Raw genomic sequence first — 16392 nt, forward strand, 5'->3', positions numbered from 1 at the left:
GTCGCGGCGCATGTTTTTATGCGCCGACGGTTTACACACTGACTGGTCGAGAAGTTTCTGAATGCTTGTTGCCGGTTAGAATGACCAGATGACGAGCGATTTCTGCCGGAAATTAATATTGTCGGCAGAAAATTAAGCCTAAACGTCGAGAACTATTCGATTTTCGGCGATTTTGGGTCACAATGCCCGGTATGTGTGCAGGTACAAGTACCGGTTTCGAAAGGGAGTTCTCGTAGATGATGCGCCAATATGAGCTTGTGGAGCGTGTTCAGCGATACAAGCCTGACGTGAACGAGGCGCTTCTCAACAAGGCATATGTCTATGCCATGCAAAAGCATGGCAGTCAGAAACGTGCTTCCGGCGATCCCTATTTCTCCCATCCGCTCGAAGTCGCTGCGATCCTCACCGATATGCATCTGGATGAAGCGACGATTGCAATCGCGCTCCTGCACGACACGATCGAAGATACGACGGCCACTCGGCAGGAAATCGATCAGCTCTTCGGCCCTGAAATCGGCAAGCTCGTCGAGGGACTGACCAAGCTCAAAAAGCTCGACCTCGTTTCGAAAAAAGCAGTGCAGGCGGAAAACCTTCGCAAGCTGCTTTTGGCGATTTCAGAAGATGTCCGCGTGCTTCTGGTGAAGCTTGCGGATCGTCTGCACAATATGCGCACGCTGGGCGTGATGCGGGAAGACAAGCGCCTGCGTATTGCCGAGGAAACGATGGATATCTATGCGCCACTCGCTGGCCGCATGGGTATGCAGGATATGCGGGAAGAGCTCGAAGAGTTGGCCTTCCGCTATATTAATCCGGATGCATGGCGCGCCGTGACGGATCGCCTGGCCGAGCTTCTGGAAAAGAACCGCGGCCTGCTGCAGAAGATCGAAAAGGACCTGTCCGAGATTTTCGAGAAGCATGGCATCAAGGCCAGTGTGAAGAGCCGCCAAAAGAAAGCGTGGTCGGTTTTCCGCAAGATGGAAACCAAGGGTCTCTCATTCGAGCAGCTTTCCGACATTTTTGGTTTCCGCGTGATGGTCGACACCACGCAGGATTGCTATCGGGCGCTCGGTCTCATTCATACGACGTGGTCGATGGTTCCGGGCCGGTTCAAGGATTATATCTCAACGCCTAAACAGAACGATTACCGGTCGATCCACACCACCATCATCGGTCCGTCGCGCCAGCGTATCGAGCTGCAGATTCGCACACGCGAAATGGATGAGATTGCGGAGTTTGGTGTCGCAGCCCACTCGATCTACAAGGATCGTGGCAGCGCCAATAATCCGCACAAAATGTCGACCGAGACCAATGCTTATGCATGGCTGCGCCAGACAATCGAGCAGCTTTCAGAAGGCGATAATCCGGAAGAGTTCCTTGAACACACTAAGCTAGAGCTCTTTCAGGATCAGGTCTTCTGCTTCACGCCCAAGGGCCGCCTCATTGCTCTGCCGCGTGGTGCGACGCCGATCGATTTCGCCTATGCCGTTCACACCGATATCGGTGACAGCTGCGTCGGTGCGAAGGTCAATGGTCGCATCATGCCGTTGATGACCGAACTGAAGAACGGCGATGAGGTCGATATCATCCGTTCCAAGGCGCAGGTTCCCCCTGCGGCATGGGAGTCGCTTGTTGCAACCGGTAAGGCGCGCGCAGCCATTCGCCGAGCGACCCGTTCGGCTGTTCGCAAACAGTATTCGGGGCTTGGCATGCGCATTCTGGAACGCGCATTCGAACGTGCCGGTAAGCCGTTCAGCAAGGATATTCTGAAGCCAGGACTTCCGCGTTTGGCACGCAAGGATGTAGAGGATGTGTTGGCCGCAGTCGGACGTGGTGAGCTGCCGTCAACCGATGTGGTCAAGGCGGTCTATCCTGACTATCAGGACACACGCGTCACATCGCAGAATAGTCCGGCGAAGACTGGCGAAAAGGGCTGGTTCAACATCCAGAACGCCGCCGGCATGATCTTCAAGGTGCCCGAGGGCAGTGAGGATGCAGCGAAGACCGATGCGGAAGCCGTGGCGAAGCCCGGGAAAAAGGCGCTGCCGATTCGCGGCACCAATTCGGACCTGCCTGTGCGCTTTGCACCGGAAGGGGCCGTGCCAGGAGATCGTATCGTCGGTATCCTGCAGCCCGGCGCCGGTATAACGATCTATCCGATCCAATCACCTGCACTGACGGCCTATGACGATCAGCCGGAACGTTGGATCGACGTGCGTTGGGACATCGATGATCAGATGAGTGAGCGTTTCCCGGCTCGCGTCAGCGTATCGGCCATCAATTCGCCCGGCTCTCTGGCGGAGATCGCGCAGATCGTGGCTGCCAACGACGCGAATATTCACAATCTCTCCATGGTACGCACCGCACCGGATTTCACCGAGATGATTATCGATGTCGAGGTTTGGGACCTCAAGCATCTCAACCGTATCATTTCCCAATTGAAAGAAAGCGCGAGCGTCAGCGGCGCGAAACGCGTGAACGGATAGGACTAAGATGAACACCGAAGATGTGCTTGCCGTCTTCCGCGAAGCGGGAGCGATCCTTGAAGGCCACTTTATTCTTACGTCAGGCCTGCGCAGTCCTGTTTTCCTTCAGAAGGCGCGTGTTTTCATGCATGCCGACAAGACGGAAAAGCTATGCAAAGCGCTTGCAGAGAAAATCCAGGCGGCAGATCTTGGACCTATCGATTATGTGGTTGGTCCGGCAATTGGTGGCTTGATTCCCTCCTACGAAACTTCACGCCATCTGCGTGTTCCGTCCGTCTGGGTAGAGCGCGAGAACGGTGTGTTCCGCCTGCGTCGTTTCGATGTGCCGAAGGGCGCGCGAGTCGTTATCGTGGAAGATATCGTCACGACCGGACTTTCCATCCGCGAAACGATCGACTGCATGAAGGACCTCGGCATTGAAGTTGTGGCTGCGGCCTGCATCGTCGACCGCTCGGCGGGCAAGGCGGATGTTGGCACGAGGCTGATTGCTCTCGCCGAATATGAAGTTCCGGCCTATCCTGCGGATAAATTGCCGCCGGAGCTTGCTGCAATTCCGGCTGTGAAGCCCGGTAGCCGCAACATTTAAACAAGTACACCGACGGCTTTTGAAACGCTGCGGGGGACGATACACCCCTGCGGCGAAATTCCGCTTTGCGGGACGCGTTCTAGTTACCTATTTAAGGGGTAACTGCAAAAACGTTCTTCCAGCTTCCACAAACAGGGTTCCATCGTGAGTGTAGCGCCTATCAGATTCGACCCCAGATCGCCTTACCGTGCGCCATGTGGGGTATGCGTGGATTGCGATGTCCGACGAACGGCGGTTTGTGCGGCACTTGACGACGGCGATCTCGGTGCTCTCGAAGCAATCATGACGTCTAAGCGTCTCGATGCCAATGAGCAGTTGGTGGAAGAGGGGGAGCCGAAGCGCCGTGTCTTCAGCCTGAGCTCCGGCATGCTGCGAATCTACACGTCGCTTCCGGATGGACGTCGGCAGATTGCAGGTTTCCTGTTCCCTGGCGACTATCTCGGTCTGGCTGACGACGAGACGTACTCCCAGTCTGCTGAAGCGGTCGTACCGTCGGTTTTGTGCGCCTTCTCCACCAGAGAGATGGATGATCTGATGGAGCGTTTCCCGAAATTGAAGGAGCGTCTGCACCAGATGACGCGGGCAGCTCTTCGCACGGCGCGCGACAATCAGCTGGTTCTCGGGCGCCTTGCACCGGTGGAAAAGCTTGCGAGCTTTCTTCTGGTGCTGTCCGCGCGGGCTGAAAAGCGCGGCGAGAAGCCGAACCCGGTGCATCTCTCGATGAACCGTACCGATATTGCCGATTATCTCGGCCTGACCATTGAAACTGTCAGCCGGAGCTTCACAAAGCTGAAGACTCAGGGGCTGATCCAGTTGCTTGACGCCAATACGGTTGAGATCCTGTCCCGCCGGTCTTTGGCGGCCGTTGCCGGAATGGACCCGGAAAACCTCTGAATTCAAGCTGCCATCCCTAAAAGCCGGGTGTATTTCCGTTGATTCAAATCAATGCAGCACCCGGCAGAACAGCCTATTCCTGATCATAGAGATTGATGCGATCCGTTGCAGGATTGCACGTTCAAAATGGGGAAAACAGGTGCTGTTGTGGCTGGGAATTGCAATATCGGCTGTCATGCATGCGGGCTTCCTTGCCGCATCATGCCGTCTTGCCCCGCGGAATGTCGCCCCGGTTCTGGTGCGCGCATATCCGGCAGGGCCTCGCCGGAGCGCCCGACGCTTAAGGTGGACGCGCTATGCATGAAGAAGCGATAAGACGCTACGCCGCGTTGGCGGTTCCCAGATACACGTCCTTTCCGACAGCTGCTGATTTCATGCCTGTGGGGGTCGATACGACTCATCGTTGGTTGCGCCAGATCGGACCGGAAGAAAGCGTCTCCCTTTACATCCATGTGCCTTATTGCCGGCAGCTCTGCCATTATTGCGGTTGTCATGCCAAGATGGCGGTCCGCAACGACGTGGTCGAAAACTTCTGCACTTCTTTGCTCAGCGAAATCGAAACTGTCAGCAAGAGCCTGACAGCACGGCCCAGTGTCGTCCATCTTCATTGGGGCGGTGGTACGCCCTCAATTTTGAACCCGCGTCAGTTTACGAGCATTCTGGCCGCTCTGCGCGTTGCGTTCGATTTTGCGCCTGAGATGGAACACGCCATCGAGCTTGACCCGCGCACGGTTACCCCACAGCTGGTGCAAACGCTTGCGCTCATGGGAGTCAACCGCGCCAGCCTCGGCGTACAGGATGTCGATGCCGAGGTTCAGAAAGCCATCGGTCGCATTCAGCCGATAGAAACGGTTGCTAAGGCTGCAACTCTGCTGCGGGAAGTCGGCATTGATCGCCTCAACTTCGATCTTATCTACGGCCTGCCGTTGCAGACCGTCGAGACATTGCGTGAGACTTGTGAAAAGGTTGCGGTGCTCAAGCCTGACCGTGTTGCCTGCTATGGCTATGCGCATCTTCCGCAGCGGCGCGCCAATCAGCGCCTGATCGATGCAAGCCTTCTGCCCGATGCTGACGAGCGGTTCGCTCAGGCACGTGTGGTGGCGGACAGCTTCATCGGTTTCGGCTACGAGCCGGTGGGGATCGATCACTACGCGTTGCCGGATGACAATCTGGCCGTCGCTGCGCGCAATGGAAAGCTGCACCGGAATTTCCAGGGCTATACGGATGATCGCTGCCAGACATTGATCGGTCTCGGACCGTCATCGATTTCGCAATTCCCCGGTGGCTATGCCCAGAATATCTCGGACGTGAAGCAATATTCCAAGCGGGTTGAAGCGGGCGACCTTGCAACGGTTCGCGGTTATGCCATGCGCGAAAGTGACCGTATCCGTGCCGGAATCATCACAGCCCTGATGTGCAATTTCCGGGTCGATCTGAATACCACGGCGCCGGGCGTGGAGTTTTCCGACGAGCTGGCCTTGTTGCGGCCTCTGGTGGCTGATGGTCTGGTGGAAGTCCGCAGTGGTGTCATCAGCGCAACAAGCGACGGCAAGCCGCTGATCCGTCTGGTTGCGGCTGCTTTCGATGAATTTCGCAGGGAGACGATGCACGGCTTCAGTTTCGCCGTCTGAACTTGCGTTGGAACAAAGAGATAGAGCGGAAGATGCTCTATCAAGAGAATGCTGCTGCACCGGGCCGTCAAAAGGTCAGTAGCATGGGAGCACCGCCGTTGGGGGACGTGCGGTGCTCCACTATTTTGAGCACAGCCCGAGGAGCGTGAATTGCTTCTCGGGCTGTGCGTTTTCATATGGGTCAGGCCTTGCGGTTCTTTTCCAGCTTGGGCAGGAAAATCGTCAGCAAGCCGAGCAGCGGCAGATACGAGCAGATGGTGTAAACATACTCGATGCCCTTGTGATCGGCCACGATACCGAGGACGGCGGCTGCGATACCGGCCATGCCGAAAGCAAAGCCGAAGAACAGGCCCGACACCATGCCGACGCGTCCTGGCAGCAATTCCTGTGCGAACACCACGATTGCCGGGAAGGCCGAGGCGAGGATCAGGCCGATGATAACCGTCAGGATCGCCGTCATTTCCAGGTTCGCATAGGGCAGGGCCAGCGTGAACGGCAGGACGCCGAGGATCGATGCCCAGATCACCTTGCGCGCACCGATCTTGTCGCCGATCGGGCCACCTATGATCGTTCCCGCAGCTACCGCACCGAGGAACAGGAACAAGAGCAGCTGCGATGCCTGCACCGTCACGCCGAAATGGCTAATGGTGTAGAAGGTGTAGTAGCTCGTCAGGCTGGCCATGTAGATGTACTTGGTGAAGACCAGCATTGCCAGAACGCCAACGGACACCAGAACCTTGTTGCGTGGAAGCGGAAGGGTCTTGTCGGGCTTCGCCTTGCTGGCATTGGCAATCCGGTAGCGATTATACCAGTTGCTGACATACCAGAGCAGCATCATGCCGATCAGTGCGGCGACGGAGAACCACGACACGCTGATCTGGCCGAAAGGCAGAACGATGAACGCTGCCAGAAGCGGGCCAATCGACGAGCCGAAATTGCCGCCCACCTGAAACAGGGATTGCGCAAAGCCATGACGCCCGCCCGAGGCCAGACGCGCCACGCGAGCTGCTTCCGGATGGAAGACGGACGAGCCGAAACCAACAAAAGCCGCCCCCAGAAGCAAGATCGAATAGTGATGTGCCGTTGCCAGAAAGATCAGCCCGACAAGCGTACAGCCCATTCCGAAAGGCAGGGAATAAGGCATCGGCTTGCGGTCGGTATAGATACCCACGAGCGGCTGCAGGATCGATGCCGTCATCTGGAAAGTGAATGTCAGGAGGCCGATCTGCCAGAATGACAGGCTGTAGTTATCCTTCAGCATCGGATAGATGGCAGGAAGGAGCGACTGCATCATGTCGTTCAGGAAATGGCCCATGCTTGTGGCCAGAATAATAGCGAGGACAGTATTATCCGCGCCGCTGTTTGATGGCTGCTGTGCAGCACTCATGCTCATACTACTTCTCCGAAGATGAAAGCCGGTCTTCAGAGCCTGTTCCGAAAGTCGCCCTGTGTGGCTGCAAATGGCAATTTGTCTGCGTTCCGGTGCTCATGTAGCTTTCTCTGGTGCGTAGTCTTACCCGAAAAGTCTGCAACTTTTCGGGACCATGCTTAGAAGTACATTGCGCTCCGGTACTCGAAAATCACCATTTTCGCACACACATGACGCTTTTTGATCCAGGCTCTCAGGCATATTTCCTGCAGATACCATCCGAAAACAGGAAACAAGACCCTCAAGAAAATTACGGGGTGTTGATGAGGAACCAACGAAAATTCACGAATTTGACGTCTGAACCGGTACTTGTCCGATTCAAACGTCAAATTCATTCCGCCAGCGAATGTCGCGACCCATTCTCAGCAAGCCATTAATAGGACTATTGCCTCTCGCCCGCTTTCGTGATTTGGTCCAGTAGTTTCGAGAGTGGGCCAAACGCAGGGCAGAACTGCAATGAAACCAAAGTCTCCGCCGGGGCTTTTACTGCCGGGAAGCGAGGAGCTGCAGAAGTTCCACGAGCAGCGTATTGCCATGCTGGAGGGCATGAGCGGGCCAGTGATTGCCTTGCCGACACGCTATCCCGACGGCTATTTTGTGCCGCGCCACCGTCATAGCCGGGCACAACTTCTCTGCGCCTCACAAGGAGTGGTGCTGGTGACGACGGATGCTGGACGCTGGATGATTCCCAGTGATCACGCCATGTGGATACCGGCAGGTGTGGAGCATTCGGTTGAAATCCTCGGCGAAGTCTTCATGCGCTCGATTTACATCTGCGTCGATGCCGTCTCGGGTGTACCGGATTATCTCCACGTGGTCGGACTTACCGATCTCATGCGGTGCCTCATAACGGATGCAACGACGCAGGACAGCACGCCGGAGCCGGATAGTCGTGATGCTCTGGTGATCGAACTGATCCTGCGGGACCTTCACACATTGCCGCAACGCTCGCTGGGCCTGCCTTTTCCATCGGATCCGCGCTTGCAGAAACTGTGTCGTGAATTCGTGAAAAAGCCTTCTTCGCGCGCCACAATTGATGACTGGGCGGACAGGATGGCGATGAGCCGGCGCTCGTTCACCCGGCATTTCCAACGGGAGACTGGCGTAAGCCTTTCAGTCTGGCGCCAGCAGGCCTGTCTTTTTGCGGCAGTTCCCCGCCTAGCAGAAGGGGAGGCGGTGACGAGCGTGGCACTGGATCTGGGTTATGACAGCGTTTCCGCTTTCACGACGATGTTCCGCAGGATGCTCGGTGTTTCGCCGCGGTTTTATTTGCCTCGACTGGACACTGTTCCGTTTGAGCGCAGCGACAACGCCGCAGTTTTGGCCGAATAATAACAATTGTCTCCGCGATGGGAGAGCATTAATAGAAGCGCATGCTGTTTCAACGCCGTAATCCTCCGACCAGAAAAGAGCGCTTAAGGCTTCTGGTCTGGCCGCGCCGCTCCTTCTCCCGTTCCTTCCGGTACGGTGGCAAGCGGATTCTGCGCATCACTGCCTCGCCTCACGCTGTCGCAGCCGGTCTGGCCGTGGGCGTGTTTTCGGCGTTCACGCCTTTCTTTGGCTTCCATCTCATCATCGCAATCGTGCTGGCCTATTTCCTTGCCGGAAATATTGCCGCCGCGGCACTTGGCACGACGCTTGCCAATCCGCTGACCCTGCCATTCATCTGGGGCAGCACATTCGAGCTGGGCCGCTTCATCATGAATGGAAGCATCGACGATGCTCCGCCAGTTCATCTCGGGCGGGCGCTGGAAACCATGCATTTCGATGAAATCTGGACGCCGCTTTTAAAGCCGATGCTATTCGGCTCAACGATTCTGGGCGCAGCATTCGCTGTCGTGGTCTATTTCGTTACCCGGTTTGCCGTCTCGGCCTTCCGCCGTCGCCGTATCGAACGCCTTGCCGAAAAGCATCGCCTGCACCGCGAACAGGAGCTTCAGAAAGTATGATCGTCGGTATAGGCAGCGATCTCATCGATATTCGTCGTGTCGAAAGCGCGCTGGAACGACACGGCGATCGTTTTCGCAACAGGGTTTTTACCGAGGTCGAGCAGAAAAAATCGGACGGGCGCAAACAGCGTGCTGCATCTTATGCAAAGCGCTTTGCGGCGAAGGAAGCCTGTGCGAAGGCGCTTGGAACTGGCATAGCTCAGGGCGTTTTCTGGCGGGACATGGGCGTGGTCAATGCCCCTTCCGGAAAGCCCACCATGCATTTGACCGGTGGTGCCGCAAAGCAGCTGCAGAAACTCTTGCCCGCCGGAACACGCGCCGCCATACATCTGACAATTACCGATGATTTTCCTCTCGCGCAGGCGTTCGTTATCATCGAAGCCCTGCCTGAGTGTCTGAATCAAAATGCGTCAGGCCGTAGCGAAAATGGTGATTTTCGAGAACCGGAGCGCAGTGTACTTAAAAGTACATGAGCACCGGAAGCGCAGAAAAATGCCATTTGCAGCAAGGCATGGCGACTTTTGGATCAGGCACAGAGACGAAATAGTTGTGGTTGTGACAGGTAAACTCCTGCTCATAATCGTGCGATAAACCGGCGTTCTGCCGGTGGCCTGATTGCGTCATGCATTCATAGTCGTTATTAGAACGCGTTATCGGAAGCGGAGATACAATGAGCGTGTCCAGCAAGAGTGAGACAAAAAAATCCGGCGGCCTTGGCGAAACCATCAGCGTTATCGTGCAGGCGCTGCTGCTGGCACTGGTCATCCGCACCCTTCTTTTCCAGCCTTTCAGCATACCGTCGGGCTCCATGCGCCCCACGCTTCTCGAAGGCGATTATCTGTTCGTTTCAAAATATGCCTATGGTTATTCGCGCTATTCGCTGCCGTTCGGACTGGATTTGTTTTCAGGTCGCATCTGGAGTGCCGAACCGAAGCGCGGTGACGTGGTGGTGTTCAAACTGCCGAGCGATCCTTCCGTCGACTACATCAAGCGTGTAATCGGCCTGCCGGGTGATCGTGTGCAGATGCGCGGTGGTGTGCTTTATATCAATGATCAGGCGGTCAAGCGCGATCGCATCGGCACGATCAACAATCCCGATGTCACCGAACAGAACCGTCCCGTCGAAGTCTATCGTGAAACCTTGCCGGACGGCGTGACCTACGACACGCTTGATCTGTCGCCAAACTCCATCGGTGACGATACGCGTGTTTTCGAGGTTCCAGCCGGCCATTACTTCATGATGGGGGACAATCGTGACAACTCGCTCGATAGCCGTTTCGGCGTTGGCTATGTTCCGTTTGAGAATCTTGTCGGGCGCGCAAACATCATCTTCTTCTCGATCGCCGACAAGGCGAGCCCGCTGGAAATCTGGAAATGGCCGACTGATGTGCGCTTTGGCCGACTGTTCAGTTCAGTCAATGCCGCGCCGCATACAGCTGTAACCGGAAATTGAAATGGCTTCGGCAAATCAGGCAGCAGCAATCCTGGAGGAGCGCACCGGACACCGTTTTCTCAATTTGAAACGGCTGGATCGTGCGCTCACCCACTCAAGTGTGCAGGCGCCATCGCGCGCAAATTATGAACGTCTCGAATTTCTCGGTGACCGCGTTCTGGGACTGACCGTCGCGGAGATGCTGTTCGATGAGTTTCCGGACGCATCCGAAGGTGAACTGTCGGTTCGCCTCAATGCGCTGGTGAACGCAGAAACCTGTGCGGCGATTGCCGATGAGATCGGTCTCGCTAACCTCATCCATACCGGTTCCGATATCAAGTCGCTGAATGACAAGCGTCTTTTGAATGTCCGCGCCGATGTTGTCGAAGCACTGATCGCCACGATCTATCTCGATGGCGGACTGGAGGCCGTGCGGCCTTTCGTCAAGCGCTACTGGGAGAAGCGGTCTCTGCAAACGGGCGCTGCCCGCCGTGACGCCAAGACGGAATTGCAGGAATGGGCACACCAGCAGGGCAACGTCCATCCTTCATACGCCATCATAAGCCGCACCGGTCCGGACCATGATCCGCTGTTTGCGGTGGAGGTTACGGTCAAGGGCTTTGCTACGGAAACGGGTGAGGGGCGTTCCAAAAGAATAGCCGAACAGAATGCGGCGGAAGCGATGCTTTATCGCGAAGGCGTCTGGAAGCGTGACGATTCCGCTTGATGCAAGAGTTGGCGTTTTTTAAGTCGAGATCGGTTATAATCAGTCAATTACGATGTGTCGCTTTCGTCGGCGGTTTTGTCGTATCCGGAATGCCGTACGCAGGGGACGGCGGCGTTCTGCAAGGAAATATCGTCTGGAAGGATAAAAAATGAACAATCGGACGACGCCGGCTGACGGCGAAAACGAGGCAGGCCAGACCCGGTCCGGCTTCGTGGCGTTTCTCGGGGCGCCGAATGCGGGGAAATCCACGCTGGTCAACCAGCTTGTGGGAACGAAGGTTTCTATCGTCACGCACAAGGTGCAGACGACGCGCGCTCTTGTGCGCGGCATATTCATCGAAGATCAGGCGCAGATCGTCCTGGTGGACACACCTGGTATTTTCCGGCCGAAGCGCAGGCTCGACCGTGCCATGGTCACCACGGCCTGGGGCGGTGCGAAGGATGCCGACATCATTCTCGTTCTTCTCGATTCGCAAGGCGGTTTGAACGAGAACGCCGAAGCGCTGCTTTCGAGCATGAAGGATGTGCGCCGGAAGAAGGTTCTGGTGCTCAACAAGGTTGATCGTGTCGATCCGCCGGTTTTGTTGGAGCTTGCCCGCAAGGCCAACGAGCTGGTCGCGTTCGACCAGACCTTCATGATCTCGGCGCTGAACGGATCGGGCTGCAAGGATCTTGCGAAATATCTCGCAGAGAACGTGCCGAACGGTCCTTGGTATTATCCGGAAGATCAGATTTCCGACATGCCGATGCGGCAGCTTGCAGCCGAAATCACACGCGAAAAGCTCTATCTGCGCCTGCATGAAGAACTGCCTTACTCGTCGACGGTGGAAACCGAACGCTGGGAAGAGCGCAAGGATGGATCAGTCCGCATCGAGCAGGTGATCTATGTCGAGCGCGAAAGCCAGAAGAAGATCGTGCTTGGCCACAAGGGTGAGACGATCAAGGCAATCGGGCAATCCGCGCGCAAGGAAATCTCCGAGATACTGGAACAGACGGTTCATCTCTTCCTTTTCGTGAAAGTGCGTGAGAACTGGGGCAACGACCCGGAACGCTATCGTGAAATGGGTCTTGATTTTCCAACCTAAATTATAAGACTGGCGGCCATGGAATGGCGCGATGAAGGCATAATTCTCGGGACACGACGCCATGGCGAGACAAGCGCCATCGTGGAAGTGATGACCCGTGAGCATGGTCGCCATATGGGTATGGTGCGCGGCGGGCGTTCCCGCCGCATGCAGCCTTTGCTACAGCCGGGCAATCATGTGGACGTGACATGGTGGGCGCGGCTGGACGAGCATATGGGCAGTTTTACCATCGAACCGCTGGAATTTGCCGCCGCCCGCCTCATCGAAACGCCGGTGGCGTTATACGGTATCCAACTGGCGGCTTCCCATTTGCGTCTCCTGCCGGAACGCGATCCGCATCGCGGCCTCTATGAGACATTGCGGCTTATCATCGAACATTTTGACGATCCGCTGGCCTCCGGCGAACTGGTGCTGCGTTTCGAAGTGATGATGCTTGAAGAGCTGGGCTTCGGCCTTGATCTCAAGAAATGCGCGGCAACAGGCGTCAAGGAAGACCTGATCTATGTGTCGCCGAAATCCGGGCGCGCGGTCTGCCGTGATGCGGGTGCGCCATGGGCTGACAAACTTCTGCTGCTACCCGGCTTCGTCAACAACACGGCTGTTCGCGCGTCGTCCTATGATGACATCGATCATGCGTTCACGATGACAGGCTATTTTCTGATGCGGCATGTTTGGGAGCCGCGTGCTGTAACACCGCCTGATGCGCGGGGTGGGTTTTTGAATGCTCTCGGGCGGGCAATCAGCCCTTAGATGCATTTGATCCTGTTCTCACAGGCAGGCTGAAAACCTCACCTTCGAAGGCATCCGCTCCGCGTCCGATTGCGCGTATGGCCGCAGTCATTCGTCCGTTTCGCCCCAGAACTTCGTCTGCGAGCGATATGAGCCGGATATTCGGCGTCGCAGATGGTGACAGGCTGCGAACAAGCGCGGCAAGCTCGCTTTCATCCAGCGCCGGGTTTAAAGCCGAAGCGATGATATAAGCCGCGGCCGTAGAACGAGAAATGCCAGCATAACAATGGATGAGCAAAGGCGCATCCATGGACCAGCTCTTCGCGAAGTTCAGAAGTCCCCGCACATGGGTTTCATCGGGGGCGACCAACCCCTCGCGCAATTCGATAATATCGTTGAATGTCAGCGACAGACGGACGGCATCGTAGCCATCAGGCAGAGCCGCCGGGGCCTCGCTTCCAAGCGTCACGACATGGCTGGGCTGGTGCGATGCGAGTTGTGTTGCCAGTTGCGACAAGGGCGTCACGACGATCCGGCTCATCGGGGGTGTCGTGCCTTGTCCAATGCCGCAAATCGCGCCAGGAAATCCATCTGCACGTCTTGTGTGGGGCGCGGTGCGATATCCAGCCCTGCGGGGTCGAAGCCACGCGGGCGCCCGAAATATTTAACGGCCTCGGTCTCGGTGAAACCGGCAAGTCGCGTGGCTTCAAAGAAAGCGGCAACCTGATCCGCGCGCTTGATCAGCGTCCTGAGCTGCGCAGGCACAGTTACCGGCAGCGAGAAGCGCAGGTGAATTGCGTTTTCCAGCCGCGTTTCGATTATCTTGTAATTGCCACCCATCACCGCCTTGAAGGGCGAGATCATGTCACCGATCACATATTCCGGTGCGTCGTGCAGGAGTGACAATAGCTGCCATTCAACGCTGGCATCGGGCACCAGCCGGTTGAATATCTGATCCACGAGCAGCGAATGCTGTGCGACCGAAAAAGCATGTTCACCAACAGTCTGACCGTTCCAGCGCGCAACACGGGCAAGGCCGTGAGCAATATCTTCGATTTCAATATCGAGCGGCGAGGGGTCAAGCAGGTCGAGACGGCGTCCCGACAACATGCGTTGCCAGGCACGTGTCTTGCCGGAAGATCGGTCGGCGCTTGCCATCAGGCGTTACCCGCTTCAGCTTCCGGAAACCCGAACCGCACGTGAGGCGGCAAGGTGAGTGTTATGGGCGTTTCGCCAGCCAGAATCGGACTACCCGCATCTATCGCATCCTTGGCGCGATCGATGCGCACAAGCGCGATGCCGATAGTGTCAGCGGAGCTTCCTGTCGTGCCGATCTCGCGCCCATCAACGGTAATAGGCGTACCCATCGGAGGCAGATTTCCATCGGAGTGTGCCACCAGAACGCGCCGCCGAGCCGTACCGCGATGCTGCATGCGCGACACGACTTCCTGCCCGATGAAACAGCCTTTCGGGAAGGAAACGCCGCCGGTCTGGTCGAAATTGACGTCATGCGGGAATACGTCATTATAAGCGAAATCCGTTTCGCCTTCCGCTATGCCATACTCTGCGCGCAGCTTTGTCCATGCGCTTTCATCGGTCGTGCCATCGGCCGGACCGTAAATCCGGTGTACGTTCAGCTCGGTCGGAAAGCGGCTGTCCCGCTTGATTGAATCATTCTGTGAAGGATGTGATTCAGTTTGCCAGGAAACACTTACAAGCGATTCTGGTAGTTGCGTTATTTCGGCTTTCGCACGCAGCCTATAGAGGGTGATACGTTTGATGAAATCGGCGGCAATGCTTACCGGGAGATCGAAACGCAAGCCGCCATCAATGCGTGAAACGAGAAAATCGAACAGGATTTTCCCTTGCGGAGCGAGCAATGCTCCCGGTTTCAGGTTGTCCGGTCCAAGCTTGTCGAGGTCGGTGGTAATCACAGCCTGCAGAAATTTTTCCGCCTCTTCGCCAGTGATATGAACCAAAGCCCTGTTTGAAAGATTTACCACTTCAACTGCCGTCGTCATCGCTTCGTCCTTGCCTTTCGCGCCTTCGTTACGTAAGCCCCAATGGAAAGGCTCGCAAGTCCTATCAATCTGGCAGGAGACAACTATGGCCGAAACATTCGATACGATTTTGAAGGGTGCAACCATCGTCAATCACGACGGTATAGGCCAACGCGACGTCGGTATTCGCAATGGTCGCATCGCTGCCATAGGCTCTCTTTCCACACATACGGCAGGTGAGGTGATGGACTGCACCGGCCTGCATATTCTGCCCGGCGTGGTGGATAGCCAGGTCCATTTCCGCGAACCTGGCTTTGAACACAAGGAAGATCTCGAAACCGGTTCACTCGCAGCCGTGCTGGGTGGGGTGACCTCCGTGTTCGAGATGCCGAACACCAAGCCGCTCACCACTTCCGCCGAGACGCTGGAAGACAAGATTCGTCGTGGCCGCCATCGCATGCATTGCGATTTCGCTTTCTGGGTCGGTGGTACGCGCGACAATGCAAACGACGTTGCTGAACTGGAGCGCTTGCCGGGCGCTGCCGGGATCAAGGTTTTCATGGGATCGTCCACCGGCGATCTGCTTGTTGAAGACGATGATGGCGTTCGTTCGATCCTGAAGAATACGCGCCGTCGCGCGGCCTTCCACTCTGAAGACGAGTTCCGGTTGAAAGAACGCGAAGGCCTGCGCGTGCAGGGTGACCCGTCGAGCCATCCGGTCTGGCGCGATGAAGTTGCAGCACTTCAATGCACGGAACGGCTTGTGCGCATCGCACGCGATACCGGTGCCCGCATTCACGTACTGCATATCTCCACAGCCGAAGAAATCGACTTCCTGAAAGATCACAAGGATGTCGCGACGTGCGAAGCAACGCCGCATCATCTCACCTTGTCGGCAGACGATTACAAGACGCTCGGCAATCTCATCCAGATGAACCCGCCTGTCCGTGACAAGCGTCACCGCGATGGCGTATGGAAGGGCATCGATCAGGGTATTGTCGATGTGCTCGGTTCTGACCACGCTCCGCATACACTCGAAGAAAAGCAGAAGCCTTATCCGGCTTCCCCGTCCGGCATGACAGGCGTGCAGACACTGGTGCCGATCATGCTTGATCACATCAATGCGGGCAGGCTCACGCTGGAGCGCTTCGTCGATCTTTCCAGCCATGGCCCGAACCGTATTTTCGGTATGGCGCGCAAGGGTCGTATTGCAGTCGGCTACGATGCCGACCTGACCATCGTGGACATGAAGCGCCGCGAAACGATCACGCATGAGCAGGCCGGTTCTAAAGCCGGCTGGACACCCTATCATGGCAAGACTGTTACCGGATGGCCGATTGGCACTTTCGTGCGCGGCATAAAGGTGATGTGGGAAGCGGAGATCGTCAACGCCAACAAGGGCGAGCCGGTGGAATTCCTCGAGGCATTGCCGCATCGCTGAAGGTCGT

15 protein-coding genes and 1 pseudogene are annotated in these 16392 nt (G+C 56.6%); 12 read left to right on the forward strand and 4 right to left on the reverse strand.

The genetic code is table 11. The features are described from left to right. Window positions 1-236: 236 nt before the first annotated feature. The 4 genes from ABDF71_RS05420 (at window position 237) to hemN (ending at window position 5594) form a co-directional block, all read left to right on the forward strand. Entirely contained in the window at window positions 237-2483 is a 2247-nt protein-coding gene (locus ABDF71_RS05420; RefSeq protein ID WP_012092417.1) for a RelA/SpoT family protein, read from the forward strand. A 7-nt stretch (window positions 2484-2490) separates the two neighbouring features. Beyond that, window positions 2491-3069 carry an orotate phosphoribosyltransferase gene (gene pyrE, locus ABDF71_RS05425; protein WP_036585798.1) on the forward strand — a complete coding sequence of 193 codons (579 nt, stop codon included), beginning with the start codon at window positions 2491-2493 and terminating at the stop codon, window positions 3067-3069. 144 nt (window positions 3070-3213) lie between these two features. After that, window positions 3214-3963 (forward strand): helix-turn-helix domain-containing protein, encoded by a 750-nt coding sequence (locus ABDF71_RS05430; RefSeq protein WP_151610276.1) that lies wholly within the window; start codon window positions 3214-3216, stop codon window positions 3961-3963. A 296-nt stretch (window positions 3964-4259) separates the two neighbouring features. Then, window positions 4260-5594: an oxygen-independent coproporphyrinogen III oxidase gene (gene hemN / locus ABDF71_RS05435; RefSeq protein WP_226622282.1), complete on the forward strand. Its 1335-nt coding sequence runs from the start codon at window positions 4260-4262 to the stop codon at window positions 5592-5594. Between the two features lie 181 nt (window positions 5595-5775). On the opposite strand, the gene ABDF71_RS05440 is transcribed toward hemN, so the two are convergent. Continuing rightward, the gene (locus ABDF71_RS05440; RefSeq protein ID WP_010661635.1) at window positions 5776-6987 is read right to left on the reverse strand and encodes an MFS transporter; all 1212 of its coding nucleotides are present in this window, start codon (window positions 6985-6987) and stop codon (window positions 5776-5778) included. 522 nt (window positions 6988-7509) lie between these two features. Between ABDF71_RS05440 and ABDF71_RS05445 the strand changes: the two genes are divergently transcribed. The 7 genes and pseudogenes from ABDF71_RS05445 (at window position 7510) to recO (ending at window position 12965) form a co-directional block, all read left to right on the forward strand. After that, entirely contained in the window at window positions 7510-8355 is an 846-nt protein-coding gene (locus tag ABDF71_RS05445; RefSeq protein WP_029376309.1) for an AraC family transcriptional regulator, read from the forward strand. Between the two features lie 41 nt (window positions 8356-8396). After that, window positions 8397-8972 (forward strand): type IV secretion system effector BspA, encoded by a 576-nt coding sequence (gene bspA / locus ABDF71_RS05450; RefSeq protein WP_029925252.1) that lies wholly within the window; start codon window positions 8397-8399, stop codon window positions 8970-8972. Beyond that, window positions 8969-9361: pseudogene (gene acpS / locus ABDF71_RS05455) on the forward strand (holo-ACP synthase); the annotation flags it as partial. The gene bspA and the pseudogene acpS, both read left to right, overlap by 4 nt. 281 nt (window positions 9362-9642) lie before the next feature. Beyond that, window positions 9643-10425: a signal peptidase I gene (gene lepB, locus ABDF71_RS05460; RefSeq protein ID WP_010661640.1), complete on the forward strand. Its 783-nt coding sequence runs from the start codon at window positions 9643-9645 to the stop codon at window positions 10423-10425. Window position 10426: 1 nt separating this feature from the next. Beyond that, a complete protein-coding gene (rnc, locus tag ABDF71_RS05465) occupies window positions 10427-11131 on the forward strand; it encodes a ribonuclease III (RefSeq protein WP_010661641.1) in 705 nt (234 codons plus the stop codon). 148 nt (window positions 11132-11279) lie between these two features. Next, complete coding sequence (gene era / locus ABDF71_RS05470; RefSeq protein ID WP_500061265.1) at window positions 11280-12215, forward strand: GTPase Era; 936 nt, start codon at window positions 11280-11282, stop codon at window positions 12213-12215. 18 nt (window positions 12216-12233) lie between these two features. After that, on the forward strand, window positions 12234-12965 hold the full coding sequence (recO, locus tag ABDF71_RS05475; protein WP_012092412.1) for a DNA repair protein RecO: 732 nt from the start codon (window positions 12234-12236) through the stop codon (window positions 12963-12965). On the opposite strand, the gene ABDF71_RS05480 is transcribed toward recO, so the two are convergent. From ABDF71_RS05480 to ygfZ, 3 genes are read right to left on the reverse strand one after another with little or no spacing between them, the layout of a single operon-like run. Further along, window positions 12955-13485, reverse strand: coding sequence for a tyrosine phosphatase family protein (locus tag ABDF71_RS05480; protein ID WP_094514892.1), 531 nt, complete (start codon window positions 13483-13485; stop codon window positions 12955-12957). The genes recO and ABDF71_RS05480 overlap by 11 nt on opposite strands. Continuing rightward, complete coding sequence (locus ABDF71_RS05485; RefSeq protein ID WP_151607459.1) at window positions 13482-14102, reverse strand: YfbR-like 5'-deoxynucleotidase; 621 nt, start codon at window positions 14100-14102, stop codon at window positions 13482-13484. The genes ABDF71_RS05480 and ABDF71_RS05485 overlap by 4 nt, the downstream gene beginning before the upstream one ends. Continuing rightward, on the reverse strand, window positions 14102-14965 hold the full coding sequence (gene ygfZ / locus ABDF71_RS05490; RefSeq protein WP_010661646.1) for a CAF17-like 4Fe-4S cluster assembly/insertion protein YgfZ: 864 nt from the start codon (window positions 14963-14965) through the stop codon (window positions 14102-14104). Before ygfZ ends, ABDF71_RS05485 begins: the two co-directional genes overlap by 1 nt. A gap of 85 nt (window positions 14966-15050) precedes the next feature. Here ygfZ and ABDF71_RS05495 point away from each other — a divergent pair, with 85 nt between their 5' ends. Further along, window positions 15051-16385, forward strand: coding sequence for a dihydroorotase (locus ABDF71_RS05495; RefSeq protein ID WP_500061269.1), 1335 nt, complete (start codon window positions 15051-15053; stop codon window positions 16383-16385). The last annotated feature ends 7 nt before the right edge of the window (window positions 16386-16392 follow it).

The organism is Ochrobactrum sp. WV_118_8 (assembly GCF_039631535.1).
GTDB classification, from domain to species: Bacteria; Pseudomonadota; Alphaproteobacteria; order Rhizobiales; family Rhizobiaceae; genus Brucella; species Brucella anthropi.

What these genes read in the sequence shown, in the direction of transcription:
- ABDF71_RS05420 (WP_012092417.1), top strand. Translation starts at nt 237, where the DNA reads ATGATGCGCCAATATGAGCTTGTGGAGCGTGTTCAGCGATACAAGCCT.
- pyrE (WP_036585798.1), top strand. Translation starts at nt 2,491, where the DNA reads ATGAACACCGAAGATGTGCTTGCCGTCTTCCGCGAAGCGGGAGCGATC.
- hemN (WP_226622282.1), top strand. Translation starts at nt 4,260, where the DNA reads ATGCATGAAGAAGCGATAAGACGCTACGCCGCGTTGGCGGTTCCCAGA.
- ABDF71_RS05440 (WP_010661635.1), bottom strand. Translation starts at nt 6,987, where the DNA reads ATGAGCATGAGTGCTGCACAGCAGCCATCAAACAGCGGCGCGGATAAT.
- bspA (WP_029925252.1), top strand. Translation starts at nt 8,397, where the DNA reads ATGCTGTTTCAACGCCGTAATCCTCCGACCAGAAAAGAGCGCTTAAGG.
- lepB (WP_010661640.1), top strand. Translation starts at nt 9,643, where the DNA reads ATGAGCGTGTCCAGCAAGAGTGAGACAAAAAAATCCGGCGGCCTTGGC.
- rnc (WP_010661641.1), top strand. Translation starts at nt 10,427, where the DNA reads ATGGCTTCGGCAAATCAGGCAGCAGCAATCCTGGAGGAGCGCACCGGA.
- era (WP_500061265.1), top strand. Translation starts at nt 11,280, where the DNA reads ATGAACAATCGGACGACGCCGGCTGACGGCGAAAACGAGGCAGGCCAG.
- recO (WP_012092412.1), top strand. Translation starts at nt 12,234, where the DNA reads ATGGAATGGCGCGATGAAGGCATAATTCTCGGGACACGACGCCATGGC.
- ABDF71_RS05480 (WP_094514892.1), bottom strand. Translation starts at nt 13,485, where the DNA reads ATGAGCCGGATCGTCGTGACGCCCTTGTCGCAACTGGCAACACAACTC.
- ABDF71_RS05485 (WP_151607459.1), bottom strand. Translation starts at nt 14,102, where the DNA reads ATGGCAAGCGCCGACCGATCTTCCGGCAAGACACGTGCCTGGCAACGC.
- ygfZ (WP_010661646.1), bottom strand. Translation starts at nt 14,965, where the DNA reads ATGACGACGGCAGTTGAAGTGGTAAATCTTTCAAACAGGGCTTTGGTT.
- ABDF71_RS05495 (WP_500061269.1), top strand. Translation starts at nt 15,051, where the DNA reads ATGGCCGAAACATTCGATACGATTTTGAAGGGTGCAACCATCGTCAAT.